19 protein-coding genes are annotated in these 15673 nt (G+C 67.6%); 12 read left to right on the forward strand and 7 right to left on the reverse strand.

The genetic code is table 11. The features are described 5' to 3' along the window. Positions 1-168: 168 nt before the first annotated feature. Positions 169-1206 (reverse strand): LacI family DNA-binding transcriptional regulator, encoded by a 1038-nt coding sequence (locus SPF06_RS21815; RefSeq protein ID WP_323281268.1) that lies wholly within the window; start codon positions 1204-1206, stop codon positions 169-171. 111 nt (positions 1207-1317) lie between these two features. Here SPF06_RS21815 and SPF06_RS21820 point away from each other — a divergent pair, with 111 nt between their 5' ends. The 3 genes from SPF06_RS21820 to SPF06_RS21830 are packed head-to-tail and all read left to right on the forward strand — an operon-like array spanning position 1318 to position 4613. Next, entirely contained in the window at positions 1318-1761 is a 444-nt protein-coding gene (locus SPF06_RS21820) for a helix-turn-helix transcriptional regulator (protein ID WP_323281269.1), read from the forward strand. 10 nt (positions 1762-1771) lie between these two features. After that, the gene (locus SPF06_RS21825) at positions 1772-2182 is read left to right on the forward strand and encodes a VOC family protein (protein ID WP_428985816.1); all 411 of its coding nucleotides are present in this window, start codon (positions 1772-1774) and stop codon (positions 2180-2182) included. Between the two features lie 49 nt (positions 2183-2231). Next, on the forward strand, positions 2232-4613 hold the full coding sequence (locus tag SPF06_RS21830) for an excinuclease ABC subunit UvrA (protein WP_323281270.1): 2382 nt from the start codon (positions 2232-2234) through the stop codon (positions 4611-4613). Between the two features lie 4 nt (positions 4614-4617). On the opposite strand, the gene SPF06_RS21835 is transcribed toward SPF06_RS21830, so the two are convergent. After that, positions 4618-4896, reverse strand: a complete 279-nt coding sequence (locus tag SPF06_RS21835) for a DUF2277 domain-containing protein (protein WP_323281271.1) — start codon at positions 4894-4896, stop codon at positions 4618-4620. A gap of 104 nt (positions 4897-5000) precedes the next feature. Between SPF06_RS21835 and SPF06_RS21840 the strand changes: the two genes are divergently transcribed. The 6 genes from SPF06_RS21840 to SPF06_RS21865 all read left to right on the forward strand — a co-directional run bounded on the left by SPF06_RS21840 (position 5001) and on the right by SPF06_RS21865 (position 11002). After that, positions 5001-5462: a GyrI-like domain-containing protein gene (locus tag SPF06_RS21840; protein WP_323281272.1), complete on the forward strand. Its 462-nt coding sequence runs from the start codon at positions 5001-5003 to the stop codon at positions 5460-5462. A gap of 195 nt (positions 5463-5657) precedes the next feature. Beyond that, positions 5658-6554 (forward strand): tryptophan 2,3-dioxygenase, encoded by an 897-nt coding sequence (gene kynA / locus SPF06_RS21845; protein ID WP_323281273.1) that lies wholly within the window; start codon positions 5658-5660, stop codon positions 6552-6554. Further along, complete coding sequence (locus SPF06_RS21850; protein WP_323281274.1) at positions 6551-7795, forward strand: kynureninase; 1245 nt, start codon at positions 6551-6553, stop codon at positions 7793-7795. Before kynA ends, SPF06_RS21850 begins: the two co-directional genes overlap by 4 nt. Continuing rightward, entirely contained in the window at positions 7792-8733 is a 942-nt protein-coding gene (locus SPF06_RS21855; protein ID WP_323281275.1) for a PaaX family transcriptional regulator, read from the forward strand. The genes SPF06_RS21850 and SPF06_RS21855 overlap by 4 nt, the downstream gene beginning before the upstream one ends. A gap of 113 nt (positions 8734-8846) precedes the next feature. Beyond that, on the forward strand, positions 8847-9071 hold the full coding sequence (locus SPF06_RS21860; RefSeq protein WP_323281276.1) for a hypothetical protein: 225 nt from the start codon (positions 8847-8849) through the stop codon (positions 9069-9071). 458 nt (positions 9072-9529) lie between these two features. After that, positions 9530-11002, forward strand: a complete 1473-nt coding sequence (locus SPF06_RS21865; protein WP_323281277.1) for an FAD-dependent monooxygenase — start codon at positions 9530-9532, stop codon at positions 11000-11002. Positions 11003-11072: 70 nt separating this feature from the next. On the opposite strand, the gene SPF06_RS21870 is transcribed toward SPF06_RS21865, so the two are convergent. Then, on the reverse strand, positions 11073-11303 hold the full coding sequence (locus tag SPF06_RS21870) for a hypothetical protein (RefSeq protein ID WP_323281278.1): 231 nt from the start codon (positions 11301-11303) through the stop codon (positions 11073-11075). A gap of 59 nt (positions 11304-11362) precedes the next feature. Here SPF06_RS21870 and SPF06_RS21875 point away from each other — a divergent pair, with 59 nt between their 5' ends. Beyond that, positions 11363-11965, forward strand: a complete 603-nt coding sequence (locus tag SPF06_RS21875; RefSeq protein ID WP_323281279.1) for a TetR/AcrR family transcriptional regulator — start codon at positions 11363-11365, stop codon at positions 11963-11965. Here SPF06_RS21875 and SPF06_RS21880 read toward each other — a convergent pair whose 3' ends face one another. From SPF06_RS21880 to SPF06_RS21895, 4 genes are all read right to left on the reverse strand, one after another. Continuing rightward, on the reverse strand, positions 11966-13195 hold the full coding sequence (locus SPF06_RS21880) for an RNA polymerase sigma factor (protein WP_323281280.1): 1230 nt from the start codon (positions 13193-13195) through the stop codon (positions 11966-11968). It abuts the gene before it with no gap. Further along, on the reverse strand, positions 13188-13535 hold the full coding sequence (locus SPF06_RS21885; RefSeq protein WP_323281281.1) for a YciI family protein: 348 nt from the start codon (positions 13533-13535) through the stop codon (positions 13188-13190). The genes SPF06_RS21880 and SPF06_RS21885 overlap by 8 nt, the downstream gene beginning before the upstream one ends. Positions 13536-13630: 95 nt before the next feature. Then, complete coding sequence (locus SPF06_RS21890; RefSeq protein WP_323281282.1) at positions 13631-14107, reverse strand: VOC family protein; 477 nt, start codon at positions 14105-14107, stop codon at positions 13631-13633. Positions 14108-14197: 90 nt separating this feature from the next. Continuing rightward, on the reverse strand, positions 14198-14575 hold the full coding sequence (locus SPF06_RS21895; RefSeq protein ID WP_323281283.1) for a VOC family protein: 378 nt from the start codon (positions 14573-14575) through the stop codon (positions 14198-14200). Between the two features lie 152 nt (positions 14576-14727). Here SPF06_RS21895 and SPF06_RS21900 point away from each other — a divergent pair, with 152 nt between their 5' ends. Beyond that, positions 14728-15132 carry a DUF3054 domain-containing protein gene (locus SPF06_RS21900; protein ID WP_323281284.1) on the forward strand — a complete coding sequence of 135 codons (405 nt, stop codon included), beginning with the start codon at positions 14728-14730 and terminating at the stop codon, positions 15130-15132. A gap of 65 nt (positions 15133-15197) precedes the next feature. Further along, a complete protein-coding gene (locus tag SPF06_RS21905; protein ID WP_323281285.1) occupies positions 15198-15476 on the forward strand; it encodes an Lrp/AsnC family transcriptional regulator in 279 nt (92 codons plus the stop codon). The last annotated feature ends 197 nt before the right edge of the window (positions 15477-15673 follow it).

Below are 15673 nucleotides of genomic sequence, written 5' to 3' on the forward strand. Positions count from 1 at the left end.
GAACCGCCCGCCGCCCCACCGGCGCAGACAACACTGAACCCATCACAGAACCTCTCTGTTCATACGTATGAATAACTCAGTAACGAGAGTGTGACCTATGCCACGCCGGCTGTCAAGCGAGCCGGACAGCGCGGCTCAAAGGCCGCCGTCGGCTTCTGGACTCGGCGTTCAGACAGGGGAGGGGGCTGCGATGGAGTCGCGGCGGATCAGCTCGCCGGGGATGGTGGTGCCGAGGGGAGGCCGGCCCGTGTGGAGAGAGTCGAGCAAGCGCTCGACGGCGGTCCGTCCCATGGCGTAGTGAGGGATCGAGACCGTCGTGAGCGCTGGGTGCATCTCCGCGGCGAACTGTTCCTGGTCGTCGTAGCCCACGATCGAGAGGTCCTGCGGGACGCGCAGTCCGTGCTCGAGCGCGGCCGTAATGGCTCCTACAGCCATGCGATCATTGCCGCACACGATCGCCGTCGGCCGATGATCCGCGTCGAGAAGCCGCTGGGTGAGGCTGTACCCCGCGCTGATCTGGTAGTTGCCTGTGAGGATCCACGATTCATCGACTGGGAGCTGGGCGGACGCGAGCTCCTCCCGGAGCCCGATCTCCCTCTCGATCCGCGCTGGGTCATCCTGCGGGCCTCCGATGTACGCGATCCTGCGGTGTCCGGCCTCGATGACCGCGCGAGCTGCGAGGCGTCCACCGGCAACCTCGTCGGGGACAATCGCGGGGTAGTCACGGCGCGCGGAAGGCCAAGCATTGATGAGCAGCGAGGGAAGCTTGGCGAAGCTCGCCGGGAGATCGACCTCCCGCCAGGCCATCGCTGCGTAGAGCATTCCGTCGACCTGACGTGAGAGGAGGCTGTCGATCGCGGCAGATTCGATCCGGGTGTCCTGCCGCGAATCGATGAGTAGAAGCAGGTAGCCGTTCTCCCACGCGTAGTCCTGGGCGCCCACGAGCACCCGCCCGGCGAAGGGCGACGACGCGATGCGGTCGGTGACGAGCCCGATCGTCCGGCTACGTCGAAGACGGAGGTTGCGGGCCGTCTCGTTCGGCTGGTAGCCGAGTTCCTCGATGGCCGCACGGACCCGCTGTTCGGTCTCCTCTGGGATTTTTCCCGTTCTGTTGACGACGTGCGAGACCGTGCTCTGGGAGACGCCAGCCAGCCGTCCGACGTCCATCATTGTCGGTTTAGCAAATCCTTTTGGCTTGCGCGTCATGGCCGTCATCCTAGCGGCAGTCCGCCGGAGCGCCACCGATCGCGCGGCAGGCGGCTGTGCCCGCCGTCGTCGTCCTTTACAAGCGCTGGGAGACGTAGCACGATCACGGATGTGGCAGGCAAACCGATTTCGACGCCGAATCTGCGCGATCTCGCGCTGCTGCGGCGCGTCCGGGACCGCATGGATCGCGAGTATGCGCTGCCGCTCGACGTCGAGGCTCTCGCTCGCGGCGTCAACATGTCCGCTGGCCATCTGAGCCGCCTGTTCAAGTCCGCGTATGGCGAATCGCCATACGGCTATCTCATGACGCGTCGGATCGAGCGCGCGATGGCGCTGCTGCGGCGGGGCGATATGAGTGTGACGGACGTGTGCTTCGCCGTCGGCTGTTCGTCATTGGGGACCTTCAGCACGCGGTTCGCAGAGCTCGTCGGCGTGCCTCCCAGCGTCTATCGGCGCGACGCGGCGGGGGAGACGGAGGGCATGCCGTCGTGCGTCGCGAAGCAGGTCACGAGACCGGTCAGGAATCGAGAAGTTCCTGTCGGTGGCCCTCGCTAGCATGGCAGGCATGAACCTCACCATTCACGCGAGCTTTCTTCCGCAGGACGATCCCGACGCCGCCCTCGCGTTCTATCGCGATGCGCTGGGCTTCGAGGTGCGCAACGACGTCGGGTACGGCGGCCTGCGCTGGCTTACAGTCGGGCCGGCCGGTCAGCCGGGCACGTCGATCGTCCTCTATCCGCCCACGGCGTCGCCCGGCATCACCGACGATGAGCGGAAGATGATCGCCGAGATGATGGCCAAGGGCACCTTCGCGACCCTCCTCCTCGCAACGCCCGACGTCGACGACGCCTTCGAACGCGTGCAGGCGACCGGCGCCGAGGTCGTCCAGGAGCCGGCCGATCAGCCGTATGGCGTGCGCGACTGTGCCGTTCGGGATCCCGCGGGCAACCTGATCCGAATCCAAGAAGTCCGCTGAACCCAGCCTGACGTCGACGGGCGGTTCCGCCCGAAAGGATGGAGAAACGATGACCTTGGCTCCTACAGCGGATTCCCCATCGCCTGGCCACAAGGCCGACACCCACGAGATGATCCGCGTACAAGGCGCCCGCGAGAACAACCTCAAGGACGTCAGCGTCGAGATCCCGAAGCGTCGCCTGACGGTGTTCACGGGGGTTTCGGGGTCCGGCAAGAGTTCACTCGTCTTCGACACGATCGCCGCCGAGTCCCAGCGGATGATCAACGAGACCTACAGCGCTTTCCTGCAGGGCTTCATGCCATCGCTTGCGCGGCCCGACGTCGACGTTCTCGAAGGCCTCACGACGGCGATCATCGTGGACCAGGAGCGGATGGGCGCCAATGTCCGCTCGACCGTCGGCACCGTGACAGATGCCAACGCGATTCTGCGGGTGTTGTTCAGCCGCCTCGGCTCGCCCTACGTCGGCCCGCCGACGGCCTTCTCGTTCAACGTCCCGACCCGGAAAGCGAGCGGGGTGATGACCAGTGCGACGGGGGAGAAGACCATCGTGCGCGAGGCCATCTACCACGGCGGCATGTGTCCTCGCTGCGAGGGCCGTGGCTCGGTCTCCGACATCGACCTCAGCCAGCTGTACGACGAGACGAAGTCCCTCAACGAGGGCGCGATCCTGGTTCCCGGCTACACAGCGGACGGATGGCTGGTGCGCACGTTCAGCGAGTCCGGCTTCGTCGATCCGGACAAGCCCATCCACGACTACACGGCGAAGGAGCTCCGGGACTTCCTTCACAAAGAGCCGACCAAGATCAAGGCCAAGGGCATCAACGTCACCTACGAGGGGCTGATCCCCAAGGTCCGCAAGTCGATCCTCAGCAAGGATGTCGATTCGCTTCAGCCCCACATCCGGGCATTCGTCGAGCGCCTCGCGACCTTCGCGCCGTGCCCCGATTGCGGAGGTACCCGCCTCAGCGAGGGGGCACGGTCATCGAAGATCAAGGGCATCACGATCGCGGATGCGTGCGCCATGCAGATCACGGATCTTGCGGCCTGGATCCGCGGACTCTCCGAGCCCTCGGTGGCACCGCTCGTGAACGCCCTGCGTGAGAATCTCGACGCCTTCGTCGAGCTCGGGCTCGGCTACCTTTCCCTGGACCGTCCGTCCGGATCGCTCTCGGGCGGCGAGTCGCAGCGCATCAAGATGCTCCGGCACCTGGGCTCTTCGCTCACCGACATCACCTACGTCTTCGACGAGCCGACGATCGGGCTGCACCCCCATGACATCCAGCGGATGAACGAGCTGCTGCTGCGACTCCGCGACAAGGGCAACACGGTTCTGGTCGTCGAGCACAAGCCGGAGATGATGGCCATTGCCGATCACGTCGTCGACCTCGGTCCCGGCGCCGGCTCGCGCGGCGGCTCGATCTGTTTCGAGGGAACGATCGACGGACTGCGGGGGAGCGGCACCGTCACCGGGCGACACATCGAGGACCGCGTGTCCGTCAAGGAAGGCGTTCGCGCGCCGAAGGGGAAGCTTGAGGTGCGAGGGGCGAACACCCACAATCTTCAGGCGGTCGACGTCGACATTCCGTTGGGGGTGCTCGTCGCGGTGACCGGTGTGGCGGGATCCGGCAAGAGCTCGCTCATCCACGGGTCGGTGTCCGGGCGGGAGGGCGTCGTCGTCATCGATCAGAGCGCGATCAAGGGGTCGCGCCGAAGCAACCCGGCGACGTACACCGGCCTGCTCGAGCCCATCCGCAAGGCGTTCGCCAAAGCCAACAGCGTCAAGCCGGCTCTCTTCTCGGCCAATTCCGAAGGCGCCTGCCCGACGTGCAACGGCAACGGGATGATCTTCACCGAACTCGGATTCATGGAGACGGTGTCGACGCCCTGCGAGGACTGTGGCGGGAAGCGCTTCCAGTCCGAAGTCCTCGAGCTTCGCTTTGGCGGCCTCAACATCGCCGAGGTGCTCGATCTGCCAGTCTCGGAAGCTCATGAGTTCTTCTCTGAGGGCCTGGCCAAGACGCCCGCGGCCGCGGCGATCCTTGCTCGGATGGCGGACGTCGGGCTCGGCTATGTGAGCCTCGGCCAGCCGCTCACAACTCTGTCCGGCGGTGAGCGGCAGCGCCTCAAGCTCGCCAACCAGATGGGGGAGCAGGGCCAGGTCTATGTCCTCGACGAGCCCACGAGCGGGCTCCACCTCGCGGACGTCGCCCAGCTGCTCGGCATGCTCGATCGGCTTGTCGATTCGGGAAAGTCAGTTATCGTCATCGAGCATCACCAGGCGGTCATGGCGCACGCGGACTGGATCATCGACCTTGGTCCGGGAGCAGGGCACGACGGCGGCCGAGTGGTTTTCGAGGGCACGCCGGCGGACCTCGTGGCAGCCCGGTCGACGCTCACGGGGGAGCACCTCGCGGAGTACGTTGGCGCCTGAGTCGCTATGCCGTCGCGTATCGTCCAGATCGAGCTGCACGGGCGCGCGCCTTGGCGGCTTCTTCCTCGCGATTCTTCGGCGCCGTCGTCGCGACCAGATCGTCGAGCAGATGTTGGGTGACATGGGCGATCTCGTGCACGGCCCGCTCGAAGGCTTCCTGGTTCGCCTTTGAAGGCTTCGTGGTGCCCGCGATCTTGCGTACGTATTGCAGGGCGGCAGCATGCACTTCGTCGGACGTCGCTGCCGGTTCGAAGTTGTGAAGCGTATGGATGTTGCGGCACATACCTCGACGATACGCGGCCCGGCGGGCTGAGTGTGATGAAGCAGTGCCTCGCACCGCAGTTCGCCGAACGTCGGGGAAGCTGCAGCACGATCTACAATCGCGGCATGACGGTCCCCGTCAGCGTACAGACAGTTGAACCTCGAAAGCTGGCTGCGGTCCGGCGCGAGGTGTCGCCGCACGAGGTGGGCTCGGTATGGGGGCCCGCCGTGAGCAAGGTCTGGGATTTCATTCGCAGTCAACCGGGTCTGTGGGCGAATGGCCACAACGTCTTCGTCTACCACGTCTTGAACAAGCCTGGCGACCGGATCCTGTGCGAATTCGGCGTCGAAGTCACGCGAGCCTTTGAAACGGCCGGCGAGGTCTACGCGACCGAGACGCCGAATGGTGAGGCTGCTGTCGCGGTGCACCGTGGGCCGTACGAGCGCATGAACGAAGCGTACGACGCCGTCGGCGCGTGGATGGCGGCGAATGGCAGGGAATCCGCTGGGCATTCCTGGGAGATCTACGGGGACCCGACACCGGACCCGGCCGACACCGAGACGACGATCGTGTTCCTCCTGAAGTAGGCCTTCAGAATCGTTCTCGTGCTGCTTGGTGAGTTCGTGGAGCGGCTGCGAGATGAGCTGCGCCACACCCAGACCACTGCAGGCTGACCGATGACCACATGGCGGACTCAGCTGCACGATATTGCGAGGTGCGCCAACCCTCACCGAATGATTTCACGATCTTGACGATCGTCAAGTTCTTGATATTCTTTTCGTATGACTCAAGCCACCCAGCCAGCGCCGGCCGGAGTCCGGACAATCGAGGACGGCGTCCGCACCGATTTCCGCGGGGCCATGACTTACGGCCGCTATCTGGCCCTCGACGATCTCCTCCACGCTCAACGCCCCCAGAGCCAGCCCGAGCACCACGACGAGCTGCTCTTCATCGTCCAGCACCAGACGAGCGAGCTGTGGCTCAAGCTGGTGCTCCACGAGCTCCTTGAGGCCCGCCGGCTCATGGACGCCGATAACCTCGGCAAGGCCCTCAAGTGCCTCGCCCGCGTCAAGGCCATTCAGCGCACGCTGACCGAGCAGTGGTCGGTTCTCGGCACGCTGACGCCGCGCGAATACGCAGAGTTCCGCGGTTCGCTCGGCAATTCCTCGGGCTTCCAGTCGTACCAATACCGGGCCATCGAGTTCGCCCTCGGCAACAAGCATCGCGGCATGCTCACGGTTTTCGAGTCCGAGCCCGAGGCGCACGCCCTGCTGAGCCGGATCCTCGGGGAGCCCACGGTCTATGACGCCTTCCTGGCCCTCCTTGAACGTGCCGGCTACGCGGTCCCCGAGGCCGTCCTGAATCGCGACGTGAGCGAGCCGTGGACCCTCTGCGAGGATCTCGTGCCCGTCTTCCAGCGCATCTACGAAGAGGACGAGACGCCGTGGGGCCTCTACGAGGCGTGCGAGAGCCTCGTAGACCTCGAGGACAACTTCCAGGCCTGGCGCTTCCGCCACCTGCGCACCGTCCAGCGAACCATCGGCTTCAAGCGAGGCACCGGCGGTTCTTCCGGCGTCGACTTCCTCAAGCGCGCCCTTGATCTGACCTTCTTCCCCGAGCTGTACGCCGTCCGCACGGCGATCGGTTCCCAGCCTTCCGACGAAAGGACCCGCCCGTGACCCCCCTCGACACCGACCACGCCCTCGCCGTCGAGGCCGCGGAACTCGACGGGGCCGATCCCCTTGCCGAGTTCCGGCTCCGCTTCCTCGAGCCGGACGGCGAGCCCGTCGTCGCCTACCTCGATGGCAACTCGCTCGGCCGTCCGCTCGTGGCGACGGCCGAACGGCTCGCTGAATTCACGGCTGGGCCGTGGGGCAACCGGCTCATCCGGGCCTGGGACGAGCAGTGGATGGACGAGCCTACTCGCCTCGGCGACCGCCTGGGCGAAGTCGTCCTCGGAGCCGGGCCCGGGCAGACGATCGTGGCAGATTCGACCTCGGTCATGATCTACAAGTTCGTCCGCGCGGCCTTGGATGCACAGTCAGGCCGGAACGAGATCGTGATCGACCGCGAGAACTTCCCCACGGACCGGTTCATTGTGGAGGGAATCGCCGCCGAGCGTGGCGCGACCATTCGCTGGATCGAGCCCGACTCGGCCACCGGGGTGACCCCCGCGGACGTCGAGGCCGCGCTCTCGCCGCGCACCGCCGTCGTCCTTCTCTCCCACGTTGCCTACCGCTCGGGGTTCGTCGCCGACGCCCAGGCGATCACCGATGCCGTGCACCGCGCGGGCGCGCTCATGGTGTGGGACCTGTGCCATTCGGCGGGCTCGGTGCGGCTCGAGCTCGACGCGTGGGGAGTGGACCTCGCCGTGGGCTGCACGTACAAGTACCTCAACGGCGGGCCCGGCTCGCCCGCGTTCGGGTACGTGCGCCGCGACCTTCAAGACCGCCTGATCCAGCCGATCTGGGGCTGGATGGGCGCGGCCGACCCGTTCGGCATGACCGCCGCCTACACCCCGGCTTCCGGTATCCGCCGCTTCATCACCGGCACGCCGCCCATCCTGGCGATGCAGCCGCTCGCGGGCATGGTCGAGCTCCTCGCCGAGGCCGGCATGGAGGCCGTCCGTGCCAAGTCGGTGCTCCTGACCGAGTTCGCCTCGACCCTGAGCGACCGCCTCCTGGCCCCGCTCGGCGTGGAGTTCGCGAGCCCGCGCGACGCGGCCCAGCGTGGCTCCCACATCACGATCAACCATCCCCGCTTCCGGGAAGTGACCGCCAACCTGTGGGAGCGCGGCGTCATTCCGGACTTCCGGCCGCCGCACGGCCTGCGCCTGGGACTGTCCCCGCTGAGTACCTCGTTCGCCGAGGTCCTGGCCGGGGTCGAGGCCGTCCGGGATACGCTCGCCGAACTGGCATGACCGAGCTAACCCAGCCCGGCGGGAGCGAGACGCGCGTCGCGGACGACATGGTCTCGCGCCCAGGGAGCACGGTCTCGCTCCTGCGCACCATTGTGGGGCTCTATCTGCGCGGGGCCGGCGGCTGGATGCCGACCGACGCCTACGTGGCGCTCCTCGGTGCACTCGGCGTCCCGATTCCGCAGGCGCGCACTGCGCTGAGCCGGGTCAAGCAGCGCGGCCTCCTGACGGCGGAAACGCACGACGGCGTCCCCGGCCTCGCGCTCGCACCCGGGGCCGCCGCGATGCTCGCCCGGGGCGACCGCCGCATCCACGAGCCGCGGTCCATGGCGGCCGACGGCGAGTGGTGCCTCATCGTGTTCTCCCTTCCCGAGTCGATGCGCGACGCACGGCATCAGCTCCGGAAGCAGCTGCGGTGGATCGGCTGCGGGGCGGTTGAGTCGGGGGTCTGGATCTGCCCGGACTTCCTGCGCAACGAGGTCGAGGACGTGGTGGCCGGGCTCGGGCTCTCCGAGCATGTGGTGCTGTTCACCGCCCGAGGGCTCCCGGCCGGGCCGGTCGTCGCCGGGCAGGTGGGGCGCTGGTGGGATCTCGACGCGATCGCCGAGCTGCACCGCGAGTTCATCACGAGCCAGTCCGCGGTCCCAGTCGCCAGCCCAGGGTCGGCGGAGAGCTTCGCCGCGTACGTGGGGTGCATCGACGCATGGCGCGTGATCCCGTACCTCGACCCGGGGCTCCCCGCCGAGCTGCTCCCCAAGGACTGGCCCGGCCCCGAGTGCATCGCGCTGTTCCATGGCATCCGCGAGGTTCATTCTGGGCCCAGCATGGAATTCGTGAAGGAGACTCTCGCCAACACGGGTACCGTTGACGTTCCAGGGGGAGAGGGCTCCATGACGAACCGACCAATGGCAGCCCACACGGCGGCACGACAAAAAGCGTGACCGCGCGGGCCTTCCGCGGGCCTCATATGGGCGAGCCACAAGGATGCCCGTCGCTTCATGAACTGTTCCTTTCGCGGGGTAGGCGGTCCTAGGTTGAACGCGAGGAGGAAGCTATGTCTGTCGCCGATGTCGTTCTGAACGGGCTCGAAACCGAACTGGACTGGGTCCGTTCCGTCTACACCCAGCTCCACCAGCACCCCGAGCTCAGTTTCAAGGAGCACGAGACCGCCGGCCTGATCGAGCACTCTTGGGGGCGGTCGACGTCGGGAAGTGAATCCTCACGGGACCGTGTGGTCGCCGCGGCCGACCACTTCGACGACCGCGGTAGGGCTCGATAGGACGGGAGGTTTCGCCGCATCGCGGATCGACTGGAGCATAGAACGCGCGGGTCGAGTCGACCAGCGGAATCAGCCGAGGGTCACGGCGCACCGGTGCGATGCCGGCCGCCTTCGTCAGCGCCGATAATCTACATTATGTCAATTAGTCTGCGTATTCTCATCTGATGAATCACGCGTCCCCGTCCCGGCACCGTTCGTCGTGAGGTTTGTCCTTGGACGCAGCGGATCCCCGTGCTGGCGAGCCTCACGCGCGACGAGGAGCCGGTTGCCGCTGCCGGCTACGGTTCATCGATGGTGGGCCGAGACGGTATGTTCGCTGGCCTGCCGCAATACCCCCGCTAAGGCCAGAATATCGAGTCGTGGGGGCCTTCCCGCAAGGGCCCCACATGTGCTGACATTGCTCCCCGTGGGCCTCTGGTGCGCTCACAGTCTGCAGCGACAAATGCGGGGAGATGCGAATGTTGATGGCTGATCGCGACGTGCTCATCGTCGGGGCCGGTCCGACCGGGCTCATGTTGGCAGGCGAGCTCGCTCTTGCAGGAGTGGACGTTGCGATTGTCGAGCGGCGCAAGAGCCAGGAACTCGAGGGGCCGCGGTCCCGCGGGCTGCATTCACGCACGATCGAAGTGCTCGACCAGCGCGGCATCGCCGACCGCTTTCTCGCCGAAGGCCAGACGGCTCAGATTCAGAGTTTTGCCGGGATCCGTTTAGACATCAGCGATTTCCCTGCGCGCCATCATTACGGCCTCGCACTGGAGCAAAACCGCTTCGAGCGCATCCTCGCCGGATGGGTCTCCGAGCTCGGGGTGCCCGTACTTCGTGCACGCGAGGTGACGGGTGCCTCGCAGGATGGCGACGGCGTCGTCGTCGGCCTTTCGAACGGTGGGTCCCTCCGGGCCGGTTACGTCGTTGGCTGCGACGGCGGGCGCAGCGTGGTGCGCAAGACAGCGGGGATCGAGTTTCCTGGCTGGGAACCGTCCGTGAACTCCTTTATCGCCGAGGCGGAGATGACCGAGCAGCCCCCTTGGGGCATCCGCTACGACGCCAACGGGACCCAGGCGCTTGGCCCCCTAGACGAAGGCCGGCGAGTGGGCATCGTAGTCACAGAGCCATTCGCGGGGCAGACGAGGGAGCCAACCCTCGAGGACCTGCGCCGCGCCCTGACGCGCGCCTGGGGAACCGACTTCGGGGTCCACAGCCCCACATGGCTCTCCCGGTTCACGGATCTGACCCGCCAAGCGGCCGCGTATAGAAAGGGACGCGTCCTGCTTGCCGGCGACGCGGCCCATGTTCACTACCCTGTAGGCGGTCAAGGCCTCAACCTCGGTGTGCAGGACGCCGTCAATCTGGGCTGGAAACTTGCCGCTGTCGTGAAGGGAACAGCGCCAGAGCGGCTTCTGGACACCTATCATGCCGAGCGCCACCCTGTCGCTGCGCGTGTGCTGCAGATCACGATGGCACAGACCGCGCTCACCCGCAGCGACGAGAGGATTTCTGCCCTGCGGGCCACGCTCGCGGACTTGTTGGGCATGGACGAGCCCCGGAAGCGCTTCGCCGCGACGCTCTCGGGCCTTGATATCCAGTACGACCTCGGCGAGGGGCATCCGCTGACGGGGTGCCGAATGCTCGATATCGAGGTGGTCACCGCTGGGGGTCCCGTGCGGGTTTTCGAGCTCCTGCACGACGCGCGGGCTGTCCTCCTCGACGTCGACCGCGCAGGCGCCTTCGACGTTCGGCCGTGGGCGGGGCGAGTCCGCCTTGTCAAGGCGGACTACACGGGGACGTGGGAGCTCCCGGCGCTCGGAACGGTTGACCCTCCCCCGGTGGTGCTGATTCGCCCCGATGGCTACGTCGCGTGGGCGGGGAACGCGAACGACCCGGGCCTCGTCGGTGCCTTGACGACGTGGCTTGGCCCGCCAAAGCGCGGATAGGGAAACGGCCGACGGCGGACGAGGAGCCGCGCGCCCGGCGCGAGGGCGCCGACGGCCCTATAGCCGGCCGTCAGTGGTCGCGCGTCGCCCGCAGCTCCCTGAGATGCTCGAGCAGGGCCATCTCGGGGCAGGACTCATGTTCCGCGACAAGCACGCGGAGCCGCAGCTTCACCTGATCGGCGAGGCCTGGGCTTTCGAGCACCGCGTGGAGGATGGCGCGCGCCTGGTCCCCGATGGTTCCGGGTGATCCGCTGCTGAGGACGGAAGTCCGTGCGGCGCCAACGGGGGAAATGCCAGACATGTCTCGGAACCTAGACCTAGACAGACCTTTCTGTCCATGCGCGAGGCTATGATCTTCGGGTGGACGCTTCAGCTGCAGCACAGGAGGAGCCGAATATCCAGGGTGGACCGCGCGAGAGGATCCTCTCGACCTCCTACGAGCTTTTCGCCCGGCGGGGCATCAAAGACGTCGGCGTCGACGAGCTCATTGCCCGCTCGGGCGTCGCGAAGGCGACCTTCTACAAGTACTTCCGGTCGAAGGACGAGCTCGCACTCGCCTACCTCGAACGCTGGTACGAGGCGCGCGGATCGGCCATCGACAGGGCCGTCGAGCGCCGGGGGGCGGGCGATGCAGCGGCCCTCCTCGCGATCTTCGACGTCTTCGACGAATGGTTCCAGCAGGGAGCCGCCGAGGTGAGCTCCTTCCTTCACGTCATGATGGAAATGGGCCCCGATCATGCTCTTGGGCGCGCGAGCATCGAATACCTCGGCAGGACCCGTGCCCAGCTCGCGGCACTCGCCGAGGCCGCGGGGCTCTCTCGCGCCGAGGACTTCGCGTGGTCCTGCCACATCCTCATCAAGGGCGCCATCGTGGCCGCAGCAGAAGGCGACCAACGCGCGGCCGCACGAGCACAGGAGATGGCGTCCCTCCTCATCGAACACCACCGGGGGCCGACTCGCTGATCACGGAGCAGCGGCCAGACCGTGCCGCCGCTCGGTGAGCCACTTGCGTTCACCCTCCCCCGGGGCGAACTTGGCCGCGATCTCGTATTCGTCCGCGGCCTCCTCTGTGCGCCCAACTCTCCGCAGGAGGTCGGCGCGAACGGCGTGGAAGACGTGATAGCCCGCGAGGCCGAGCCCGTCCACAATGCGCAGCGCGGCGTCGGCTCCCTCGACTTCGCCGACCGCGACGGCGCGATTGAGCTCGACGACCGGCCCCGGAGCCACCGTCGCAAGCAGCTCGTAGAGCCGCGCAATCCGCTTCCAGTCCGTCTCCGCGGCCGAAGTCGCCGAACTGTGCACCGCCTGAATCGCTGCCTGGACCAGGTACGGCCCGGGGCTGCCGCGCCGAAGGGACCGGCGGACGAGCGCGAGCCCTTCGACGATGAGCCCGGCATCCCACTGCGAGCGGTCCTGCTCGGCGAGGGGCACGAGGAAGCCGCTGGGGCCCGAGCGCGCGGCGCGGCGCGATTCGGAGAGGAGCATGAGGGCGAGCAGCCCCTCCGCCTCCGGCTCGAAAGGCATGAGCTGCGAGAGCATGCGCGCGAGGCGGATCGCCTCGGCGCACAGCCCCGACCGCTCGACGGGGGCCCCGAGGTCGGCCGAGTATCCCTCGTTGTAGACGAGATAGATGACGGCGAGGACGCCTGCGAGTCGGTCGGGCAGTTCGGCGGCGGATGGCACTCGGTACGGGATCCCGGTATCGCGGACCTTCGCTTTGGCGCGGGATATCCTCTGGCCCATCGTCGGCTCGGACACGAGGAACGCCGCGGCGATCTGCGCCGTCGTCAATCCTCCGAGGACGCGCAGCGCCAAGGCGACGCGTGCAGGCATGGCGAGCGCCGGGTGGCAGCACACGAAGAGGAGCTTGAGCCGGTCGTCGCCGAACGTCTCATCCTCGGGTTCCGTGTCCCACCGCGCGAGGGCAGCCTGTGCCTCCTTCTCACCGCGAGCCGCCTCGCGCCGGAAGCGGTCGACGGCGCGGTGCCGCGCCGTCGTGATGATCCACGCGCCGGGCTGCTCGGGCATGCCCTCGGCCGGCCACCGCTCGGCCGCGGCCGCGAACGCCTCCTGGACAGCGTCCTCGGCGAGTCCGAGATCGCCAGTGGTTCTCAACACGACCGACACCGCGCGGCCGTATTCCTCCCGGAACACGGCCGCGACGGCACCGACCTCGGCCACGGGATCAGTCACGCGAGGCGAACGCCCGCACCTCGATGGGGAGGCCCGTGATCCCGGCCAGCCGCCTGCCCCACGCGAGGGCAGCGTCAAGGTCTGGGGCCTCGATGATCTCGAAGCCGCCGAGGTGCTCCTTCCCCTCGAGGTAGGGGCCGTCGGTGACGAGCACGTCCCCCTCCCCCTGACGGAGCACGGTTGCCGAGGAGGGGGCTGTGAGCCCGTTGCCGAAGACCCACGCGTCGGCGGCGCGAAGATCGGCGTTGAATTCTTCGATCTTCGCCATGATCGGCCCGAGGACCTCGGGCGGCGGCACGACGCCGTCGGGCTGGTACATGGCAATGAGGTACTGTGTCATGGCTTCTCGCCTTCCTTGTCGATGAGGCCTAGATGGCTCTCACCTACTGGACGATTGGGCCGTCCCGTTTTCGACATCGGCACGCCTCGAATTCTTCAGGAGCCGTCCGCGGCGGCCTCGAGGTCCGCGATCACGATCTTGCGCATGGTGAGCATCGCCGCCATCGCGCGCTGGGCGCGGCCGGGGTCGGGGTCCTTGAGGAGTTCCATGAGCCGCGTCGGCACAATCTGCCACGAGAAGCCGAAGCGGTCCTTGAGCCATCCGCATTGGCTCTCCTTGCCGCCGTCGGCCGTGAGGGCATCCCAGTAATGGTCCACCTCGGAATGGTCGGCGCAGAAGACCTGCATCGACACCGCCTCGTCGAACGTGAATTCCGGACCGCCGTTGAGGGCGAGGAACGGCTTGCCGTCGAGCTCGAACGACGCGGTGATGACCGTGCCGGCGGGGCGAGGCCCCGCCTCGCCGTAGTAGTCAACGTTCGTGACCTTCGAACGGGGGAAGACCGAGACGTAGAAGTTCGCGGCCTCTTCGGCCTGGGTGTCGAACCAGAGGCAAGGCACGATATCCGGCATGGGTTCTCCTGGTGCGTGGGCTGGACGCGCTGGTCACCTCGGATTCTTCCGTGTGCGCACGGTGCCGTGAAGTGGTTGCGCCGCCGAAACTCACGGAGGGGCGATCGGGAGCCAGCTCACAAGCCCCACGGTATTTCCCTCGGAGTCCTCGATGAACCCCATCCATTCCTCGGTTCCCGCGGGGCCGAGCCTGCCGTCCAGATGGCGGAAGATGGCCGTTGGCTCACCCACCACGCGCACTCCCTGCGCGGCGAGATCCTTGACGGACGCGACAACATCCGGCACGGCGAGGTAGACGAGCGCCCCGGGCGCCCCCTGCTCGAGGAGGAGCCGCACCGCGCCGAGACGGAAGAAGACGAGCCCCGGAGGGTCGAAGCGTCCCGCGGGCGGGACGCCGAGAAGCCGTTCGTAGAACGCCGTCGCGCGGTCGAGGTCGACGACCCCCTGTGCCACTTGCACGATCTCCAATGTCTCACCTCGCTGATCGCCACGTCCCGGGAGCCTACGACGACGTCGGGGCCCCGCAGAAGGTGCCATGCCGCGGAAACCGGAGTGCCTCTCCCGCGAGCCCGTCAGTGGCCGATCGGGTCCGGACGGATGGCCACGCGTAGTCTGGTGCCATGCCCACCAATGCAACCCCCGACGTCCGCCGTGTCCGCACTGCCCGCACCGCCTATCTTGCCCTCGCGGGCGACGCCGTGATCGTCCTCGGGTTCGCCGCAACTGGTCGCGGATTCCACAACGAGGCGAATCCCGTCCTCGGCGTTCTCACGACGGCGTGGCCCTTCCTCGTCGGGCTCGCAGTGGCCTGGCTTCTTCCGCTCATCCGCCGTCGGCCTCTTGCCGTGTGGCCCGCAGGACTTGTTGTGTGGCTCGGCACCTATCTGATCGGCATGGCCCTGCGCGGCGTCACCGGCGCTGGCCTCGCGGTGCCCTTCCTCATCGTCGCGGCGTCCGTCCTCGGTGCGGCGATCGTCGGCTGGCGCGTGGTCGCGCTCCTCGTGCGCCGCCTAGTCCGCAGATAGCCTGCCGAGGCGCTCTCGGCGATAGGGTGGGGGGCAGAAGCTGTCATCCAGTCGATCGGAGGGCCATGATCACGGCATTCGTCTTCATCCAGACGGAATCGGACAAGATTCCCGAGGCCGCAGAGAAGATCTCGGCGATCCCCGGCATCAGCGAGGTGTACTCGGTCACGGGCGAGTGGGACCTCATCGCGATTGCCCGCGTGCGCCAGCACGAGGACTTGGCCGACGTCGTCGCCGACCACCTCTCGAAGGTCGACGGCGTCGTCGAGACGACGACGCACATCGCCTTCAGGGCCTACTCGCGCCACGACCTCGAGGCCGCGTTCTCGATCGGCCTCGAATAGGCCCGGAGTTCGAAGGGGCGGGGGGGGGGGGGGGGGGGGGGGGGGGCGCGGGGCGGGGGCGCCGGGGGGGGCGCGGGGCGGCGGGGGGGGGGGCGGGGGGGGGGGGGGGGGGGGGGGGGGGGGGGGGGGGCCGGGGGGGGGGGGCGGGGCGGGGGGGGGGGCGGGGGCGGCCCCCCCGCGGGGGGCCGCGGCGCGCG

The sequence above is a fragment of the Sinomonas terricola genome, assembly GCF_034931225.1.
GTDB lineage: Bacteria > Actinomycetota > Actinomycetes > Actinomycetales > Micrococcaceae > Sinomonas > Sinomonas terricola.

Bases quoted from the DNA above. Each gene is read 5' to 3' on its own strand.
- SPF06_RS21855 (WP_323281275.1), top strand. From the start codon at position 7,792: ATGACCGAGCTAACCCAGCCCGGCGGGAGCGAGACGCGCGTCGCGGAC.
- SPF06_RS21870 (WP_323281278.1), bottom strand. From the start codon at position 11,303: ATGTCTGGCATTTCCCCCGTTGGCGCCGCACGGACTTCCGTCCTCAGC.
- SPF06_RS21825 (WP_428985816.1), top strand. From the start codon at position 1,772: ATGAACCTCACCATTCACGCGAGCTTTCTTCCGCAGGACGATCCCGAC.
- SPF06_RS21840 (WP_323281272.1), top strand. From the start codon at position 5,001: ATGACGGTCCCCGTCAGCGTACAGACAGTTGAACCTCGAAAGCTGGCT.
- SPF06_RS21865 (WP_323281277.1), top strand. From the start codon at position 9,530: ATGTTGATGGCTGATCGCGACGTGCTCATCGTCGGGGCCGGTCCGACC.
- SPF06_RS21815 (WP_323281268.1), bottom strand. From the start codon at position 1,206: ATGACGCGCAAGCCAAAAGGATTTGCTAAACCGACAATGATGGACGTC.
- SPF06_RS21835 (WP_323281271.1), bottom strand. From the start codon at position 4,896: ATGTGCCGCAACATCCATACGCTTCACAACTTCGAACCGGCAGCGACG.
- SPF06_RS21890 (WP_323281282.1), bottom strand. From the start codon at position 14,107: ATGCCGGATATCGTGCCTTGCCTCTGGTTCGACACCCAGGCCGAAGAG.
- SPF06_RS21860 (WP_323281276.1), top strand. From the start codon at position 8,847: ATGTCTGTCGCCGATGTCGTTCTGAACGGGCTCGAAACCGAACTGGAC.
- SPF06_RS21905 (WP_323281285.1), top strand. From the start codon at position 15,198: ATGATCACGGCATTCGTCTTCATCCAGACGGAATCGGACAAGATTCCC.
- SPF06_RS21885 (WP_323281281.1), bottom strand. From the start codon at position 13,535: ATGACACAGTACCTCATTGCCATGTACCAGCCCGACGGCGTCGTGCCG.
- kynA (WP_323281273.1), top strand. From the start codon at position 5,658: ATGACTCAAGCCACCCAGCCAGCGCCGGCCGGAGTCCGGACAATCGAG.
- SPF06_RS21900 (WP_323281284.1), top strand. From the start codon at position 14,728: ATGCCCACCAATGCAACCCCCGACGTCCGCCGTGTCCGCACTGCCCGC.
- SPF06_RS21830 (WP_323281270.1), top strand. From the start codon at position 2,232: ATGACCTTGGCTCCTACAGCGGATTCCCCATCGCCTGGCCACAAGGCC.